This is a genomic window from Actinomadura sp. 21ATH (genome assembly GCF_041951345.1).
Classification (GTDB): Bacteria; Actinomycetota; Actinomycetes; order Streptosporangiales; family Streptosporangiaceae; genus Spirillospora.
Genome location: NZ_JBGNUR010000015.1, coordinates 1 through 16972, shown reverse-complemented (window position 1 = coordinate 16972; position 16972 = coordinate 1). Strand labels below are relative to the sequence as shown.

Here is a 16972-nt window from a genome sequence, read left to right as displayed (position 1 = left end):
GCGTCGAGCGGAGCACGCGACCATCCCGCTCGGCGATGCCGATCGCCGTCACGGCCTTGGCGACCGAGGGTTCACCGTGGCCTCCGTCGCCCGGACCGTTCACCACGGCGTACACGGTCCCGTCCACCACCGCCACCGCGCCCGCCGGAGTTCCAGCAGGCGTTCGAGCGGCTCGTCGCCGTCGCCCTCCCCTGCGTGGAAACCCTCCGGCGCGATCCAAGCGGGCCCGACTCCTCCGAGAGGTGTAACACGGTCATGGATGCCAGGGCCCTGAAGTAGCGCAAGTCCAGCCGCAGCGGCAGCAGGGGAGCCTGTGTTGAGGTCGCCGACGCGGTGTCGGCCGTGGCCGTCCGGGATTCCAAGGACCCGCAGGGGCCGCTGCTGGAGTTCAGCCGCGGCGCGTGGACGGCCTGCTCCAGGACATCAAGGGACGGCGCTGACGCGCGAGCGTAGACGCGCGAGAGGGCCGGCAACGCCTGCGGTTTCGGCCCTCTCGCCCGTGCGGTCCTGACGCGGAGGCGGCGACCTTTGCAGACGCGGCCCGCCGCTGCCGGTTAGGCCGGGTGGACGTTGTCGGAGAAGGCGCCTTCCATGTTTCCGGGCGGCTCAAAAACGAACACGATGTAGGTCTCGTAGTACTTGTCGCCGCGGCCCGAGACGCGTCCGATCCCGACCTTGGTGCTGGACTTCCAAACCAGTTGCGTGAAGTGGCCGGTGCTGGATGAGAACTGGGCCTTGTTGAAGTCGTAGTCCTTGATTTCGTCATACCAGGATTTCACTGCCGCCGACCCGTCGGCGGCGGTGGTGCCGGTGGTGGCGCCCCAGAAGATGTTCTCGCCGGTGCCCTTGCGCAGGCCATCGTGACCGGCGCTGAGCATCTCCTGCTCCGAGCGCGACGCCGCCCGCTGAATGGCGTAGGCGTTGAGGTCGGGGTCCATGACCAGCGGCGGCGCGTGGTGGGTGGCTCGGTAGGCGTTGGCCGCGGCGAGCGCCTCGGCCTGGAATTCCTGCGTGGTGTTGTCGGGCATGGCGGGACGGGTGGACGGCATCGAACATCCCCAAACTGGCGCTCCAGCGGCGCCCGCAGAAACCGCGATCTCCGATGACCGCGATTTGTGTCCCGATCGTGCACTCGTGGAGGCGCCAGAGGCAATCGGCGCGTAGACCCACCACATTTCGGCGTGCGGCGGATAGCGGCGCCATCCCGGTGCCACTCGTCCGCATGCGGACGCATCCGACACGGCGGCGCTGGAAGCGCGTGGGATGCACATCCAGGAGATCTCCGCGTCCTGAACCGGTCACCACCTGCACAAAACAGCCCGAAATTCGACCGTGGTGGTTTCGTTCGTCTCTATCTGCAGTGTTCTCCGTGTCAACGTCCCCACCCGCGGCAGTTCTGTGTCGTTGAGATTGGTGAACACCCAGGAGGGGCGGCCGGAAGACTTCAGACGGCTCCGCCGGCCCGCTCTCGGGCGAGCCCGTCCCGGCGGGCAGGCCGGCGGCGCCGGAGCTGGCCGGGGCAGCTCTTAAATCGACGGGACCATCCCCTGGTCTGGCGTGCCAACGCCGCCGGCGCCCATCGTGCAGGCCGCCCACGACGTCGCCGGCACCGAGCGCTGAACTCGCCGCGGCCGTTATGGCGCCGAAGCCGGTAGAGCCGAGGACCGGCCCCGCCCGGCCGGCGTCACGGCTGCCGCGCACCGGCGGCCGGTGCCTATGGCGGCCAGCAGGCCGGCGGCGATGCCCAGGCCGCCGAGGACCGCGGTGCCGGCGTGGAACGCGTCGGTCGCCGCGGCTTGGAGCGCCTTGCGCGCATGGGGTACCTCCGGGGGTGTCAGGTTCTCGGGTGGGACGATGGCGAGCGGATGGGCTCTGGCCTGTTCGACCACCGCCGGTGGGGCCGACGCCCGTTCCAGGGAGGCGGTCGACTGGGCGGAGATGACGAGTCCCACCACGGCGATGCCCAGGAGGCTGCCGGTCCGCGCCACCGCGTTGTTGATCCCTGAGGCGGCGCCCGCGTGCTCGGGTCCGGCCGCGCCGAGCACTCCGGCGGTCAGCGGCGCCACGAGCAGGGCGAGCCCGGCACCGTGCACCAGCATGGCGGGCAGGACTTCGGCGAGGAAGCGGGGCTCGGCACCTGCTCGCAGCATGAGCAGCTGCCCGGCGCCGGAGACGAGAGAGCCGCCCGCGATCAGCCATCGGTGCCCGAACCGGTCGGCCAGTGCTCCGGCGCGGCCGGACAGCAGGAGGACCTCCACGAGCGGCACGGCGGCGTCAGGCCGGCCGCCGCCGGGCCGTACCCGGCTGTCTGCCGCAGGAACAGGACGGTGTAGAAACCGGTGCAGACCAGCCCGCCGTACAGCAGGAAGGTGACGGCGTTCAGCACCGTGAACGTCCGGATCCGGAACAGCTCCAGCGGGAGCAGGGGCCGGGGCGCGCGAGCCTCCCACCAGAGGAGCGCCGCCGCCGATGCGAGGCCGGCCGCCGCCGCGGTGAGGATCAGCGGGTCGGTCCAGCCCAGTGACGGGCCCTGGATGAGGGCGAACACCGGGCCGGCGACGGCGGGCACCGCGAGCACGGCGCCACGGTCCACGGTCGCGTCCACCCGTTCCGCACGCCCGGGCGCCGCGTACGCGATCAGCGCGACGACGAGCGCGGCTAGCACGGAGAGGGCGCCGTAGACGTACCGCCACGAGCCGATCTCCAGCAGCGCGCCCGCCAGGAGCGGCCCGGCGATCACCGACAGGCCGCTCCATGCGCTCCAGCGGGCGATCGCCCGGGATCGCGCCGTGCCGTCGAAGGTCGTGGTGATGACCGCCAGGGCGCCCGGCACCATCAACGCGGCCCCGCCCCCCCTGGACGAGGCGGCCGGCGATCAGCAGTCCGGGGTTCGGTGCCAGGGCGCACACCAGGGCCGCGGCGCAGAATCCGCCGGCGCCGATCCCGAAGACCCGCCATCGGTCGTACACGTCGCCCAGTGCCCCGCCCACCAGGAGCAGCCCCGCCAGCGGAAGCAGGAACGCGGCGGGCACCCACTGCTGCGTCGCCGGCCCGGCGTCCAGGTCCTGGGTGATCGCGGGGAGGGCGAGGGGCGTCATCATCCCGTCCAGGCCGATCAGCGAGGAGGACAGGATGGCGGCGAGCAGCGCGAGAGGTTCCTTGGTCCGTGCGGTCATGCCGGCGGAGCGGCGTAGTGCCGGGCGATCTCGTCGCTGGTGGTCAGCCATACGCCGGGGTGGCCGGCGATGTAGTCGAGTGCCTGGTCCAGGTACCTGGCACGGAACGCCTGCCCGGTGACGAACGGGTGGAGGGCCAGCGCCATGACCCGCCCGCTTTCCGAGGAATCGGCATAGAGCTGGTCGAACTGGTCCTTGACCGCCTGGAGGAACTCGGGTCCGGTGAAGCCGTTCATGGTGAACAGGCACAGGTCGTTCAGTTCGAGGGAGTACGGCACGCTCAGCATTCCGGGAACGTTCAGCCGGTACGGCCGGTCGTCGTTGGTCCAGTCCAGCAGATAGGTCACGCCGAGTTCGGCCAGGAGCGCCGGGTCTGGAACGTCTCGGTGAGCGCCGGGCCGAGCCACCCCCGGGGACGGTGCCCGGTGGCGTTCTCGATGGTGCCGACGACCTCGGTCAGGACGGCGCGCTCCTCGTCGGCGGACATGCCCGCCTGCAGGACGGAGTTGTTCCTGCCGTGCGCGAGCCAGGTCCAGTCGCGTTCCCGTCCCGCCTCGATGATCTGCGGGTAGCGGCCGGCGACGTCGGAGTTGAGCAGGACACTGGGCCTGGTCCCGTGCCGGTCGAAGATCTCGGTGAGCCGCCAGACGCCCACGCGCGGCCCGTAGTCGCGCCAGCCGTAGTTCAGCGGATCGGGCGTCAGGGCCGCCGTCGCCTCGTTGAGGCTCGTGGAGGGACGGTCGATGAGGAAATGCTCGATGTTCAATCCCACGTAGAACGCGACGCGGGCGTCGCCGGGCCAGCGGATCGGCTCTCGTCCGACGATCGGGCTGTAGTCGAAGAGTTCGTTCTCCATCGTCGCCTTTCTCCTTCGTCGTAGTGCGGTGAGAGGTGCGGATCGGATCAGCGAACGGCCGCGGCCGTATCGGCGCTGTCCAGGGCCTCGGAACGGGGATCGCCTGCGGTGGCCGTGCTTCGCCGCCGCAGCGCCGTCAGGGCCACGGCGATGACGACCACCGCCAGCGCGGCGGCGACCGTCGCGGCGACGTGGAAGCCGGTGACGAACGCGTCCTGGGCCGCGTCGGTCAGCCGGCGGGCGAGTGGTGCGGGGAGGTTCCCGGCCGCCGCGATCGCGCCGCCGAGGGTGTCGTGAGCGGCCTCCTCGGCCCCGGCCGGCGTTCCGGCCGGGATGCGGGCGGCGACCCCGTCCCGGTAGACGGCCGTGGCGACGCTGCCGGTGATCGCGATGCCCATGGCCAGGCCCAGGTCGTACGCCGTCTGCCCCGCCGCCGCGGCCGAACCCGCCTTCTCGGCGGGCGCGGCGCCGACGGCCAGGTCCGTGCCGAGCACGCTGATCGGGCCGACGCCGAGCATGATGACGGTGATCGCCGTGGCGGCGGCGAGCGGGCCCGCCGCCTGCGCCGCCAGGGCGTATCCGGCCAGGGAGACCAGCGTCCCGGCCACCAGGACGCGGGCGGGTCCGGCGCGCCGGGCCAGCGGCGGGGTGACCTGGGAGCCGAGCAGGAACGCGGCGGCCGAGGGCAGCAGCCAGAGTCCGCCGGCCATCGGCGACAGTCCGCCGACCATCTGCAGGAAGGGCGGGACCAGGTATTCGACGCTGTTGAGCGCCATCATGCCCAGGAACAGGATCGCCAGCGCGGCGGAGAAGGTACGGTCCGCGAAGAGCCGCAGGTCCAGCAGCGGGAACGGGAGCCGCCGCTGCCGCCGCACGAACAGCCACCCGAACGCGACTCCGGCGGCACCGCCGGCGGCGACGGGCGCGTGCCAGCCGTCCTCGGCGATCCGCTTGATCGCGTAGACGGCCGGCAGGACGGCCAGCAGGAACAGCAGCACGCTCGGCATGTCCAGCCCCCCGGCCGAGCCGTCCCGGTACTCGGGCAGCAGCGACCGCCCCGCGGCGAGCACCACGACCATGACCGGCGCCCCCAGCAGGAACACCCATCCCCACCACAGCCGCGACAGCATCAGCCCGCCGAAGACGGGCCCCAGCCCGACGCCGAGCGCCAGCGCGGTGGACCACAGCGAGATCGCCCGGGTCCGCTGCCCCGGGTCGGTGAACATGGCGCTGATCAACGACAGCGTGGAGGGCAGGATCGCGGCTCCGGCGACGCCGAGCAGGGCGCGGGAGCCGATGAGCAGTTCCGGGCCGCGCACCGCCGCCGCCGTCAGCATCAGGAACTCCACCAGCAGGTAGAGCGCGGCGCCCGCCAGCAGCAGGCGGCGGCGCCCGACCCGGTCCCCCAGGGTGCCCATGACCACCAGGAATCCGGCGGTCATGAACCCGTACACGTCCGTGATCCAGAGGAGTTCGGTTCCGCTCGGCCGCAGGTCGGCGGTCAGGTCCGGCGTCGCCAGCCACAGCACCCCGAGGTCGGCGGTGAGCAGCATCGTCGGCAGCAGCAGTACCGCGAGTCCCAGCCACTGCCGGGCACCGGCCCTGGCCGGGGGCTCGTCATGTCGTTCGTCCATGATCGGGACGGTAGGGGCGCGGTGAGTGCCGCCGGGAGGACCGCAGGCGTCGTCGAGCGGACCGAACGCGTCAGATTCGGCCGGCCCGGCCGGCCCGTGACGACGTCCGGAGCGCGGCCGGACCGCGGCCGTACCAGCGGTGAACGGCCCGGCGCAGCGCGCGCGGATCGGAGTATCCGGCCCGTGCGGAGATCGCCTCCAGGGTCATCGACGTCTCCCGCAACAGGTGCTCCACCCGCTGCCGCCGGAACCGTTCCAGCTCGTCCCGCCAGCTCGTGCCCTCGTCGCTCAGGCGGCGTTGCAGCGTCCGCGGCCCCATCGCCAGCCGTCGCGCCACATCGGCCAGTTCGGGCGGCCCCGCGTCGACCGCCGCCTCCAGCGCGAGATGGAACCGGCCGAGCCAGTCCAGGACCGGGCGGGCGGTGGCGACCGTGATCCGCGCATGCTCGTCCAGGATCGCCGCCAGGGCCGGGTCCGCCCTCGGGAGCGGCGCGTCCGCGTCGGCCGCCGAGAACGTCACCGCCGGCGGTCCCGCCTCGAACTCGATCCGCCGGGTGCCGTACACCTCGGCCAGCAGGCCGTGCCGGGGCGGCGCGCGGTGGGGCAGCCGTACCCGTACCGGTACGAGCCGGCGTCCGGCACCCGAGCCCGCCACGCCGAGCAGCATGGCCGGCACGAACTCCGCGATCAGCGGGAACGACGGATGCTCCTGGTACGGCCCCTGCCAGGAGACCGTGACGCCCTCACCGTCGCGGGTGACGCCGAGGGTGTCGGCAGGGTCGGCGATGGACGCGAAGTGGCGGCCACCGGCGCGCAGCGCGTCGTGGAGCGTGTCGGCGGCGGTGAACAGGTAGTCCCACACGCCGAGCCGGCCCGGCCGCCACAGCTCCATCGCCCGCGCCCCGCCGCCCGCCTCCGCCATCGCCCCGGAGATCGTCTCCCACACGCGCAGCAGGGTCGCCGTGGGAAGCCGGACGTGCTCCTCGCCCACCACGGTCAGGCCCGGGACGCGGCCGAGCTGCGACCGTTCCACACCCGACCGCCGGCCCGCCTCCAGCAGCATCCGCGTGAGATGCGGCGAGACGCCGTCCACCATCCAGTCCATCCCCATCCGCGATCCCGGGTGCCAGTCTCGCATGGCAGGATCACCAGCCCCGCAGGTGATCGCGGCTGCTTCGATCGGCGACGTGCGCGTGCACAAGGCGGTGCAGGCGGAGGGGGCGGGGTTCCAGGTACGGCGCCCGTTCCTGGCAACTGTCGGCGGGACCCGTAAGCGAATTATCCTTCGACCGGTTCGTCCCGGTTTGCTCAGGTGAGAGCCGATGTAGCCCACGATCACCTGCCTGGTACCGCCCTTGGGGCCGCCGACATGCTGGCGTAGCGCCGTTGCGAGGTTGGCGTCGGCGCGGCCGACCGCGTCGTGGGATCGTGCTACCAGGGAGGCGACCGTGCGTGCGGTCAGCTCGGCCGGGGCGGGCGGACTCCTTCAGCTCTTCGTCGGCCTGGGCGAGCAACGCTTCGAACTCTCTGATGTCGGCGCGCATCGTGGCCAGTTCCTCAGAGGCTGTCCTCGACCCCGCTCGGGGATCGAAGACAGCCTCCTATCGCGCTGCCGGGGACCACATCGTCAGAGCCTCAGGAGCGCCGGTGCGGTCGCGGCGCTCAGCCCCAGGGGGATGCACCAGGTGTGATCCGAGGGCTAGGGCGTGAGGACCGTCTTGCCGATGGTGGTGCGTTCCTCGAGCGCCTTGTGTGCGGTGGCGGCCTGGGCCAGCGGGAGGGCGGCGCCGATGATCGGCTTGAGTTCGCCGGTGCGGGCCAGTTCGAACGCGCGGTCGAGCAGGCGGGCCGAGTGTTCTGGTGGCAGCACTGCGGACGCGAAGCCTCTGACGGATACGCCTCGGTGGTACACGTCGAGTGGGGCGAATTGCGGCGCCTGGCCGCTTGTCGTCCCGTAGACCACCATCCGGCCGGTACCGGGGGTCAGAAGGTCGAAGGCGGTCTTGGAGACCGGGCCGCCTGTGGCCTCCAGCACCACCTGGAGACCACCGCCCGCCGCCTCCCGCACACGCTCGGACCAATCCGGTGTGCTGTAGTCGATCGCCGCGTCCGCGCCGAGTCGCTCGGCCGCATCCAGTTTCCGTTCGCCCCGGGCGACGGCGATCACCCTCGCACCGGCGTGCTTGGCCAGTTGGACCAGCAGACTGCCGACGCCGCCCGCGGCGGCCTCGACCAGTACCGTCTCGCCCGGCCGGAGGGCGGCCGCCTCGGCCACCCCGACCGCGGTCGTCCCCTGCCCGAGCAGGGCCAGGGCCGTGTGGTCGTCCAGCGTGCCGGGCCGCGACAGGGCCGCCGCCGCGAGGACGGCCTTCTCGGCATAGCCGCCGCCCGCGGTGGCGCCGATCACCTGCCGGCCGATCTGTGCGGGATCGACGTCCGGGCCGACGGCGATCACCGTGCCCGCCACTTCGAAACCCGGCGCGTACGGCAGCGGGAGGCCGGTGAGCACCGATCGCATCAGGCCGGCCCGTATCTGGACGTCGGCGAAGCCGATCCCGGCCGCGGTCACCCGCACCAGGATCTCGCCGGCGCCGGGCTCCGGGTCGGGAACGTCGTCCACCTGCAGGACGTCAGGGGGACCGTAGTCGTGAAACCGAACAGCACGCATGGATGGTCCTTCGCATCGGAAAGATGTGAGGCGGCGGATGCACCGCCCCGCGAAGGTATCGATGAGATACTGGTTACTTCAAAGGTATCTGACTACCGTGAGGGTACTAATGGAACCGCTCGCCCCGGACATGTTCGACCCGGCCTGCCCGAGCAGCATCATGCCGATCCGGATCGGCGACAAATGGTCGGCGATGATCATCCAATGCCTCGAACAGGGACCACGACGGTTCACTGAGATCCGCACCCCGCTCCGGCACGCCACCCCCAAGGTGCTCACCCAGACCCTGCGCGCCCTCGAACGCGACGGAATGATCACTCGCACGGTTCATGCCGAGGTCCCGCCGCGAGTGGAGTACGAACTGACCCCGCTCGGGCGGACCCTGCTCGACCTCATCGCCGCCTGCCGGCACTGGGCACAGGAGAACATGCCCACCCTCCTCGCGGCCCGTGACGCCTATGAGAACACCGTCACCGACCCCAGCTGATCGAGCCAGCGCAGCACGCCGCGCGGGCACTCGCAAAGGGGGCCGCGAACCAGGCCCTCATCGACAGTGAGGCGACGAGCGCGAAGTGGCCGGACGCGTCGAACTCGGTGGCGGTCGGGTCCGGCCGGCCCTCGGGTGGTGGCCAGGGGCTGCCGTCGCCTTCGCCGATCTCGTCGTAGACGGTGTTTTGGATCTCGGCGGAGAGAGGGCGGCCGATGACGAGGATCCCGGGCGAGCGCGAGGCGATGGAGCGCAACGCCGAGTGGCTGTGCGAGCAGATCCGGGCGGTCATCACGGCGTTGACGGGCGATCAGGACCCGCGGGTGCCGAAGCCGCACAGGCCGGGGATCGCCTCCTGGGACACTCCGGTGAGGTACGGCTATCGCCTCCACGCCCAGCAGGTCCTGGGGCCGCCCGCGCCTGGTGCCGATCTGGTGGAGAGCACAAGGCTGACGCTAGAGCCCGCGGGCTGGAACGTGCGCGTGCACTACGACCGCCCCGGGCGGCCGACCAACATCTCCGCACGCCTGGACGAGTTCTCGATGGTCGTGTCCATCCCAGAGTCGCGCGACAGGGTCGACGTCACCGCCAGTACGCCGGCAAGTGCACTGCACGAAGCCCAGCCCGCCGTCGGCCCCGAATGCCCCCGCTGCGAGCGCGAGCTGAGGGCGATGAACTTGGGGAGACGCCAGATCCATAATCGGTGGTGGACCTGCTCCGAGTGTGGCTGGGTGGGTACCCAGGACCCCGATGACGACCGGCTGAGCCGAATGCGGCGGCTGGAAGGCGACTGCCCGTTCTGCGGTGAAGAGGACGCCTGGGCCGCCAGCGAGTCCTGGGAGAGCCAGGGAGAACTGCTGGACTGGGTCGTCTGCCTCGGCTGCGGCAGAGGCAACACCCGCCGCCTGCACCGCCTGTAGGCCGCTCACCCCGTACGTGTGTCTTCCAGCGCCCCGCTCAGGGCCCGGACAAACGGCGCTGACGGGCTTGTCTGCGGATACGCGAATCATGCCCCCGGTTCCCGTGAGCCCCCCAGAACCGGGATCGCAACTGGGCACGAACCCACCGTGTCCCCTTAGAAGTCCTCCCCTGTCGCCCGTACTCGCCTCATCCTGGGCACAGTGCTGAGCCGTGGGGTCCTGCACCGGCCGGGCGTACTCCCGTACGGGGCCTGCCTGGAGCATCTTCCTCAGGCGTACCTGGAACGCCACCTGCGGACGGTGCGGCCGGGCGCCGACCTCGACCCGGCGGCACTACCGTCCCGGTCGGGTCCTCGACTCCCTCATGGTCGGGCTCACGGGCCCCGGTCGGCACGTCCACCTGGGACGCTGCCGCTTCGAGGGCGACTGTTCCTTCGACGGCGCCGTTTTCGGCGGTGTGGTCTCGTTCTTCGGCGCGAGGTTCGGCGGGAACGTGTCGTTCCGGGGGGGCGCGCTTCAACGGCAACGCCTCGTTCCATGAGGCGCTCTTCCGGCGACATGCGGCGTTCGACGAGGCCGCCTTTAGCCGTGACGTTTGTTCTGGGGAACCGGTTGGCGCGCCGGCGCCTCGTTCACGCGGGCCGTCTTCGCCGGCGGCGCCTCGTTCGGCCGCGCGCGGTTCGGCCAGGACGTCGCGCTGCAGGCGGCGCGGTGCGGCGGGGCGTAATCCTTCCGGGGCGTCCGAGTCGCCCGGTGCGCGCTTCGAGCGGGCGCGGTTCAGGCAGGACGTCTGGATGGGGCCGAGGACGGCCGACGGTCTGCGGCTCACCGAGGCATCCGCGCCCGGCGCCCGGCGCGTGGACGCCGCCGTACGGCGGGTGACGGCCGACCGCCTCCGCGTCCGAGGCCCGGCGGACTTCCGGCTGCGCAATGCCGACCTGAGCGCGGACGGTGCCGTGTTCGGCGGCGCGCTGACCCTGCGGTCGCTCCCCCACCCCTGCATGCGCCTGGCCGAGCCCGCTGGGGCGGCGGGCCCGGCGCGCCTGCTGTCGCTGTGCGGGCACGCGCGAGCCGGAACTGGCCGGGATCGACCTGAGCCGCTGCCGGTTCGCCGGCCTGGAACAGCCAGCTGTCCTGCGGGTGACCGGCCGCGGCCCCGCGCCCGTACCGCGTACCGTGCCGCCAACGAACTCCTGGTGCCCACCGTCGCGCTCGCCTCGCTCTACCGGCGGCTCGCGGTCGCCGTCGCTTCCTGCAACCGGGACTCGGCGCGCGCCTTCCGACACTGCTCGCTGGAGGTCAGCTGCCGGGCGCGCCCCGCGCCGCCCGGCGGTGGCTGCTGCTGTCCCTAGCTGGCCTGGGACCACGGGCGGCGGCCGTTGCGGGTCTTATGCATCGTGCTGCTGATAGGGCTGCTGCTGGCGGATTCGGTGCCGTCCTGGCCCGGCACGGCCAGCACGCCGGTCCCGTACGCCCGCGCCGGCACGCGCCCTCTCCATCCATCACCGATGAGAACGAGCCGTCCACCTGCCGAACGCGGCGGTTCGCCAAATTTCGGAGAGCGGCTGCTCCTCGGGCAGGCGCGTCCGCCCGAGGAGCAGCCGGGAGGCACTGAGCCCCTGCCTTGGCCGTGGCGTCGCTGGGTCCGTCAAGCACCGTACGCTCCGAGCAGGGTGACCTGCCGCGGCTCGGCGCACGACCTTGCGGTGGCGCGAGTACATCGCGGGGTGGTGTGACCCGGTTTCCGCGGTGTCGAGACCCCGGGACCTCATGCCAGCAGCCGGATTCGTGATCTCTCGTAATCGCCGAGACGAGCACCCGGACGAACAAATCGCCGGCTGGAGGACTCCCAGCCTGGCCAGCGATCGGGAGCCTTCCTCCCCCAGCGACCTGCATGGCCTGCCCCCGGGCGACTACAGGCCGGTCGCGGTCTCTTTCAGGATGCCGGCAAGTGCGTCGTAGTCGACGGTTTGCCCTTCTCTGATGTCGACGGCTTTACGTTCGCCCTTGCCCAGTTTCCGGAGAAATCCCTTGACCTCCGGGATGTTCGTTGCGTTGAAGACCATGAACGTCACCTTGTCCTTGGCCACCGCGATGACGGCCGCGTAGTTCCCGTTCTTGAGGTAGTGCGGCTTGCCGTACTGGAAACGCTCCTCGACATCTGGAACGGTCTCGCTGACCATCGTGCGTAGCTTTTCGCATACCTCGGCCTGCCACGGTTGTGCCTTGTTGATGTACTGGGTGACTTCGTCACTCATGGCGTTCTCCTTACGTCGACTGGTCGGGTTCTGTTTGCAGGGAACGAAGTATTCTTTATTTTGGCAGCGGAGAGTGATCGTCGGGACACGGTCAACTCGTTCACGAATCTATAGAAGTGGCAGGACGAGCAACTGACCAGAAATCTAGTAGATTCATGATAGTCAAGACTGGTGACCAATCGGCGGCTCTCGGATGACGATCGGCCGGATCCGGACGTGGGCCTGCTGGCGGGCACGTTCAGGCGTCCGAGGCTGCCAATCGTCGGCGCCACGTGATCGGCGTTCGGTGCGAAAGTCGGTGCGTGACCGTCTCGGGAAGCTCTGGGCGACCGCTCGGGTCGCAATGGTTCGTGGCCGTCTCGCTGTTGATGTGGGCGGCCATCGGCCTGGAAACGGCCGTCCACGACTACCTCACCGGTCAGAAGGGCCGCATTCTCGGCAACTTGCAGCATCTGCTGCGGCCTGGCCCACATCTTCCGCGCCTTCGAACGGCCCCTCTGGTCGCGTCCACGCCTGCGACGACCGGTCCGCAGCGGATTGACGGCTGGTGCCCCTCTAGCACGGCATCTTCCAGCAGCGATGACAGCAGTTTGCGGATCTGGCCAACGGTGGCCCTGCTGTAGCCTCAGCCGACTTCACCGCCACCACCGCGCTTCCGCCGGGATCGTGGACGCGCGGGCGCCCTGCCACGTGGCGCGGGCCCGGGCGCTGCAGCTCGGCCAGCCAACCTCTACCTGCAGGCAGGTGATCCCAGCTAGCGGGTGGCCACCCCCAACGCGGCAGAATGTGATTCCTCAGCAGGCTGCTGTAGCCGCTGGCGCCGGGTCCGCCGGGGAACTGCTGGAGGAGTCCTCCGTGAGTCAGGGCGCCGAGTCCGATGGCGCGAAGCCGAGGTCGCCGGCGAAGGCCGAGACCTGTTTGCGGGCGTCGGTGTCGTCGCCGGAGACGAAGATGACGCGGCGGCCGCCTTGCTGGCGGGGATCGGCGCTGAGCAGGTGCAGCGGCAGGGTGTTGAAGGCCTTGACGGTGCGTGCGGTCGGTGCCAGCCCCGCCACGACCGCGGTGGACGGTGTGGTCCCGAGCGGTTCGGGCCGGAAGCCGGGACCGATCGCGTTGGTGGTGTCGATGAGGATCCGTCCGTCCAGGTCGGGCAGGTCGGCGGGCCACGGCACCGACAAGAGTCGCCGAGGAGCGGGACGCTGGGATGCAGCGCCGCTGCAGGGTCCGCACAGCTGATGCCCGGCCGCTGAGCGCCCGACCAGCACGCGCAGCTGACCTGCTGCGTGCATGACACATACCACTCCCAGCGGCCAGATCATCCGAATCGGGTTGGGCCTCCCGGCAGTAGATGCACGACCAAGCAGGTCGCGACGCGCACGGACATGCAGTAGAACGCTCCGCCATCAGCTCTGGCTCTAACGGGCTGGCCGACGTCATCCGGTGAACTCGGTCCAGGAGACGGCACGACCGAATATGCGGGCGGTGAGGTCGGCGTTCCCAGTGGATGGCGAGGCGTTCGCTGGCGAGCGGGAGTTCGCCCCCCCGGGGGGACGATGAGCATCAGTCCGGGGCCCAATACCTGCCGGAGTCCTCATCGGTCTTGGGGTCGGTCAGGTGCGAGCGGATGTCGTCGGCGTTCTGGTGTTCCTGTCCGCCACCGGCGAGCCACTGTACGGTCAGCACCGCCGCGAAGATCAGCAAGAACGGGACGGCGACGACGAGGACGAGTCTGGCGGTCCCGCCCCCGAACAAATAGGCGGCCAGGCCGGCGAGGGCGACCAGGACAAGCAGCAGCCAGGCCCGCCACGGACCAGATGAGTGGGGCTGCGGGTACAGGCCGCCGGAAATACTTGTCGGCGGCCGGGCCGGCTGCTGGGCTTGGCGGAGCATCTGCTCAAGCCGTTGCGCCTCGCGTTCGGGCAGTCGGGCCAGCGCTTCGGCGATCGCAGCGTCGACCTCCCGCGGGTCGCTTCCCTGCCGGCTGGAAGGCTGGGCTCTGGGGCGCTGGACGCCTGGCTTGGGCGCAACGGGTCGCGCGGCACCGGATTTCGGAACCCACATTCCGTTACGGAAGGTGTAATCGCCGATCCCTCTGGTGTTCCGGTCTTTCATGCGCCACCTGGCCTCTATGGGTGGTCTCGTGCCGATGTGAGTCCCTCGCCCAGTGTGACATGGACGCGCCTTGTGACTTCGCGGATGAACATGGCGAACGCCACGCAGACGCCTCCCGTACTCGGCGGCGCCGCATGCCCATGACCGATCGCGAGCGTCGTGCTTATCCGGCCGACGCTTGCGGCCACACCGGTCCTGGGTCAAGTCCCGGTCGGCTGTTGAGTGAGAAGGCGTCCGTCTCGGCCGCTCTGCGAAGCGTTCGCCTCAACCCGGCAGGCGATGGGTGGGGGCACGATCCGGCTGGTGACACGCTGAGGTCGCACGATCGCTTGCAAGTGTTCCGGCGCTGTGTCAGGCTTTCACGCTTATCACTCAGGGAAACCATGCGGACACAAGTAGCGATGAGAGTTGGTGGGTGTGCAGTGCCGACGCGTTCGGGCATGACCGAACACGACAACCCGAAGAGAACAGACCGACCGGCCACCCCCCGAGTTCCAGATCCATCGGCCCGATCCGGCCCGCCGCCCTCGAGACCGCGGCGCCGCCTCCCCCAGGCGCGCGACCTGGCCCACGCCGTCACCGCCAACGCCCGAGCGCACCGGCTGGTGCGCACCACGATGTTGATCTCGGTGGTGTCGGCGACGGGCTTGATGGCCTGCGCGTTGACGCTGGCCGCGGCCGGGTGCGCGATCTTCGCCTTCGCCTACCTGCTGCAGGGCACCTGGCTGGATGCCGCCGTCCTGCTGGGCGGCTACGGGTTCGCCGCCACCCTGCTCATCCTGCTGGGGGGCTCGGCCAAGCGCCGCACCGCACGCCGGCGCGCCCGTGCGGCCGCCGCGCTGGCCGCCCGCTGCGGACGGTGACCGCGCCGGCCCCGCCCGGGCGGTGCGCTCCTGCGATGCCGGCGGCCAAGCGGAACGGATCGCCGTCGCGGCCGTAAGGATCCAGGACCAGGGCAGGGCCGGCTCGCGGTCTGCGATCACCTGACCGCACTCCCGGCCGCGTTCTCCCCCGCGTCCCTGCCTCCGGCGTGCCGGGGGCAGGGACGCGGGGCCAGCAGCTCGCCCGAGGAGCCCGGCTCCCATTTCAGCGGGGCGTCTCGAAACCTCACCATCGCGCCGCGCTGGCCGCGGTCGGCGATCTGCACGTTGCCGGCCAGCGCGTCGATGGTCTGCGGACGGCGGCCGTGTTCGACGGTCGCGGCGTCGGCCCGTACCCGCTCCAGCGTGGCCGCGCCGAACCGGCGGCCGGTGCCGATCACCTCGATCACGCACCGTGCGCCGAGCCACACCGACCCGCCTGGCTCTCACCACCTGAAACGACGCATCCAGCAACCCGCGTGGCCTGCACCGTTTCGGCGTCTGCGGCAGGCACAACACCATGGCCGTCGTCTCCACCCGCACCAGGGCCTGTGCGGCCGGCTGAAAGACGACCTCGGCCGGCGTGAAGCGCCCTCTGGCTACGCCGTCAGCACGTGGCCTCGATCCCGTTGGGCAGCGCCGAAGTGTGTTGGCCGCGGCCGGTGTTAGGCTTTGCGGCGATGATCACCGGGACGGCATCGCGCCACACACGGATCGGTGACCCGGTGCTTCCCTGAGCGCCGTACGGGCCGATGCGCCCGCGCTGTTCGATCGAGGACGCCGCGCCGTCGCGCGGGCTCCGCCTCCGTCGTGTCGATCACGAGCTCGACACATCGACCACGACAGGAGACCTCATGCCCACCAAGACACTGCAGATCCCCACCGCGGACGGCCGGGCCGACGCCTTCGCCGCCTACCCCGGCCATGGCGATCGGCACCCCGGGGTGCTGATGTACGCCGACGGCTTCGGGATCCGGCCCGTGCTGAAGGAGATGGCCCGCCAACTGGCCGGGCACGGGTATTACGTGCTCGTTCCCAACTTCTTCTACCGGCACGGCCCGGCACCGGTGCTGGACCTTCCCGAACACATCGGCGAGGAGCACCGGTCCGCGGTGTTCGCCCAGCTGATGCCCATGATCGAGGCGCACACCGCCGAACGCGCGCTCAGCGACGCCGATGCCTACCTCAGGTTCCTCACCACCCAGCCCGAGGTCGCCGCAGGGCAGGTCGCGGTGACCGGCTACTGCATCGGCGGCCTCCTGGCGATGCGCACCGCCGCCGCCCACCCCGGCCAGGTGGCCGCCGTCGCCGCGTTCCACGCCCCCGCGGGCGCCGACGGACCCGAAAGCCTCTCCAAGATCACCGCCCAGGTCCACCTCGGCCACGCCGAAACCGACATCACACCCGAGGCCCTCGGCCGGCTCAACCAGATCCTGGACGACGCGGGCGTCGGCTACACCTCCGAGATCTACCCCAGCACCGCCCACGGCTTCACCATGTCCGACACCGATGCCTTCGATCCGGACGGCCTGCAGCGCCACTGGAACCGCCTGCTCCCTCTCCTGGACCGCACTCTGGCCAGCGGTTAGAGGGCACCTCCTCCGATCCGTGGCCGGCCTGGCGCGGTCAGGCCGCCTGAGCAGCGCCGGAACGGGGGCGTGGCCCGAGACCGGCTCTGGTGACATGCCGTTCGGGCGCGTAAGCGGGCTGCCGAGCGGGAGATGCACGGCGACAGTGGTCACGGCGCAGGCCGCGGAGTGGTGGGCCCGGTAACCATCAGCATTCGCTCCGGATCCGCCCGCAATCTCTCTTGCGTTCCGGGGTGGGAATGCGGTCGGGGCCGCCGGACCGGGTGGTCTGGCGGCCCTGTTGGTCCGGTTCATGGTCAGGACTTGTTGAAGGTGTGTTTGGCCCAGAGGTAGGACAGGATCGCGATGGCGGTGCACCAGGTGGTGGCGATGGTGGCGCTGTTGCCGATGGGGGTGCCGAGGGTGAGGCCGC

General features: G+C 71.0%; 18 protein-coding genes and 3 pseudogenes. 8 read left to right on the top strand and 13 right to left on the bottom strand.

Features of this window, described 5'->3' with window-relative positions; genetic code table 11:
- Positions 1 to 291 precede the first annotated feature (291 nt).
- A pseudogene (locus ACA361_RS32230) lies at positions 292 to 453 on the top strand (DUF397 domain-containing protein); the annotation flags it as partial.
- A 101-nt stretch (positions 454 to 554) separates the two neighbouring features.
- On the opposite strand, the gene ACA361_RS32225 reads toward ACA361_RS32230, so the two are convergent.
- The 9 genes and pseudogenes from ACA361_RS32225 to ACA361_RS32185 all read right to left on the bottom strand — a co-directional run bounded on the left by ACA361_RS32225 (position 555) and on the right by ACA361_RS32185 (position 8334).
- Positions 555 to 1028, bottom strand: coding sequence for a CAP family protein (locus ACA361_RS32225; RefSeq protein ID WP_375018308.1), 474 nt, complete (start codon positions 1026 to 1028; stop codon positions 555 to 557).
- Positions 1029 to 1634: 606 nt separating this feature from the next.
- Positions 1635 to 2258, bottom strand: coding sequence for a hypothetical protein (locus tag ACA361_RS32220; RefSeq protein ID WP_375018583.1), 624 nt, complete (start codon positions 2256 to 2258; stop codon positions 1635 to 1637).
- Positions 2192 to 2842, bottom strand: a pseudogene (locus tag ACA361_RS32215) (MFS transporter); the annotation flags it as partial. The pseudogene ACA361_RS32215 and the gene ACA361_RS32220, both read right to left, overlap by 67 nt.
- Before the next feature lie 25 nt (positions 2843 to 2867).
- Positions 2868 to 3176: pseudogene (locus ACA361_RS32210) on the bottom strand (MFS transporter); the annotation flags it as partial.
- A complete protein-coding gene (locus ACA361_RS32205) occupies positions 3173 to 3523 on the bottom strand; it encodes a hypothetical protein (RefSeq protein ID WP_375018306.1) in 351 nt (116 codons plus the stop codon). The gene ACA361_RS32205 and the pseudogene ACA361_RS32210, both read right to left, overlap by 4 nt.
- On the bottom strand, positions 3520 to 4032 hold the full coding sequence (locus tag ACA361_RS32200; RefSeq protein WP_375018304.1) for a hypothetical protein: 513 nt from the start codon (positions 4030 to 4032) through the stop codon (positions 3520 to 3522). The genes ACA361_RS32205 and ACA361_RS32200 overlap by 4 nt, the downstream gene beginning before the upstream one ends.
- A 47-nt stretch (positions 4033 to 4079) precedes the next feature.
- Entirely contained in the window at positions 4080 to 5666 is a 1587-nt protein-coding gene (locus tag ACA361_RS32195) for an MFS transporter (protein WP_375018303.1), read from the bottom strand.
- Positions 5667 to 5736: 70 nt separating this feature from the next.
- Positions 5737 to 6777, bottom strand: a complete 1041-nt coding sequence (locus ACA361_RS32190) for an AraC family transcriptional regulator ligand-binding domain-containing protein (RefSeq protein WP_375018301.1) — start codon at positions 6775 to 6777, stop codon at positions 5737 to 5739.
- Between the two features lie 588 nt (positions 6778 to 7365).
- On the bottom strand, positions 7366 to 8334 hold the full coding sequence (locus ACA361_RS32185) for a zinc-binding alcohol dehydrogenase family protein (RefSeq protein ID WP_375018300.1): 969 nt from the start codon (positions 8332 to 8334) through the stop codon (positions 7366 to 7368).
- Positions 8335 to 8443: 109 nt separating this feature from the next.
- On the opposite strand from ACA361_RS32185, the gene ACA361_RS32180 reads away from it, so the two are divergent.
- The 4 genes from ACA361_RS32180 (at position 8444) to ACA361_RS32165 (ending at position 11093) form a co-directional block, all read left to right on the top strand.
- Positions 8444 to 8821, top strand: coding sequence for a winged helix-turn-helix transcriptional regulator (locus ACA361_RS32180; protein WP_375018298.1), 378 nt, complete (start codon positions 8444 to 8446; stop codon positions 8819 to 8821).
- Between the two features lie 215 nt (positions 8822 to 9036).
- Entirely contained in the window at positions 9037 to 9741 is a 705-nt protein-coding gene (locus tag ACA361_RS32175) for a hypothetical protein (RefSeq protein ID WP_375018296.1), read from the top strand.
- A gap of 364 nt (positions 9742 to 10105) precedes the next feature.
- The gene (locus ACA361_RS32170; protein ID WP_375018294.1) at positions 10106 to 10282 is read left to right on the top strand and encodes a pentapeptide repeat-containing protein; all 177 of its coding nucleotides are present in this window, start codon (positions 10106 to 10108) and stop codon (positions 10280 to 10282) included.
- 253 nt (positions 10283 to 10535) lie between these two features.
- Complete coding sequence (locus tag ACA361_RS32165; protein WP_375018292.1) at positions 10536 to 11093, top strand: hypothetical protein; 558 nt, start codon at positions 10536 to 10538, stop codon at positions 11091 to 11093.
- A 561-nt stretch (positions 11094 to 11654) separates the two neighbouring features.
- Here ACA361_RS32165 and ACA361_RS32160 read toward each other — a convergent pair.
- The gene (locus ACA361_RS32160; protein WP_375018290.1) at positions 11655 to 11999 is read right to left on the bottom strand and encodes a DUF1801 domain-containing protein; all 345 of its coding nucleotides are present in this window, start codon (positions 11997 to 11999) and stop codon (positions 11655 to 11657) included.
- 302 nt (positions 12000 to 12301) lie between these two features.
- On the opposite strand from ACA361_RS32160, the gene ACA361_RS32155 reads away from it, so the two are divergent.
- Entirely contained in the window at positions 12302 to 12622 is a 321-nt protein-coding gene (locus tag ACA361_RS32155; RefSeq protein ID WP_375018288.1) for a hypothetical protein, read from the top strand.
- 237 nt (positions 12623 to 12859) lie between these two features.
- Here the strand turns inward: ACA361_RS32155 and ACA361_RS32150 are convergent, their stop codons facing one another.
- Together ACA361_RS32150 and ACA361_RS32145 are read right to left on the bottom strand one after the other, a co-directional pair.
- Positions 12860 to 13171 carry an NADPH-dependent F420 reductase gene (locus tag ACA361_RS32150; RefSeq protein WP_375018286.1) on the bottom strand — a complete coding sequence of 104 codons (312 nt, stop codon included), beginning with the start codon at positions 13169 to 13171 and terminating at the stop codon, positions 12860 to 12862.
- A 388-nt stretch (positions 13172 to 13559) separates the two neighbouring features.
- On the bottom strand, positions 13560 to 14111 hold the full coding sequence (locus ACA361_RS32145; RefSeq protein WP_375018284.1) for a hypothetical protein: 552 nt from the start codon (positions 14109 to 14111) through the stop codon (positions 13560 to 13562).
- Positions 14112 to 14728: 617 nt separating this feature from the next.
- Here ACA361_RS32145 and ACA361_RS32140 point away from each other — a divergent pair.
- Positions 14729 to 14974, top strand: coding sequence for a hypothetical protein (locus ACA361_RS32140; protein ID WP_375018282.1), 246 nt, complete (start codon positions 14729 to 14731; stop codon positions 14972 to 14974).
- Positions 14975 to 15090: 116 nt separating this feature from the next.
- Here the strand turns inward: ACA361_RS32140 and ACA361_RS32135 are convergent, their stop codons facing one another.
- Positions 15091 to 15381, bottom strand: a complete 291-nt coding sequence (locus tag ACA361_RS32135; RefSeq protein WP_375018281.1) for a hypothetical protein — start codon at positions 15379 to 15381, stop codon at positions 15091 to 15093.
- Positions 15382 to 15825: 444 nt separating this feature from the next.
- Between ACA361_RS32135 and ACA361_RS32130 the strand changes: the two genes are divergently transcribed.
- Positions 15826 to 16560, top strand: coding sequence for a dienelactone hydrolase family protein (locus ACA361_RS32130; protein WP_375018279.1), 735 nt, complete (start codon positions 15826 to 15828; stop codon positions 16558 to 16560).
- Positions 16561 to 16972: the final 412 nt, after the last annotated feature.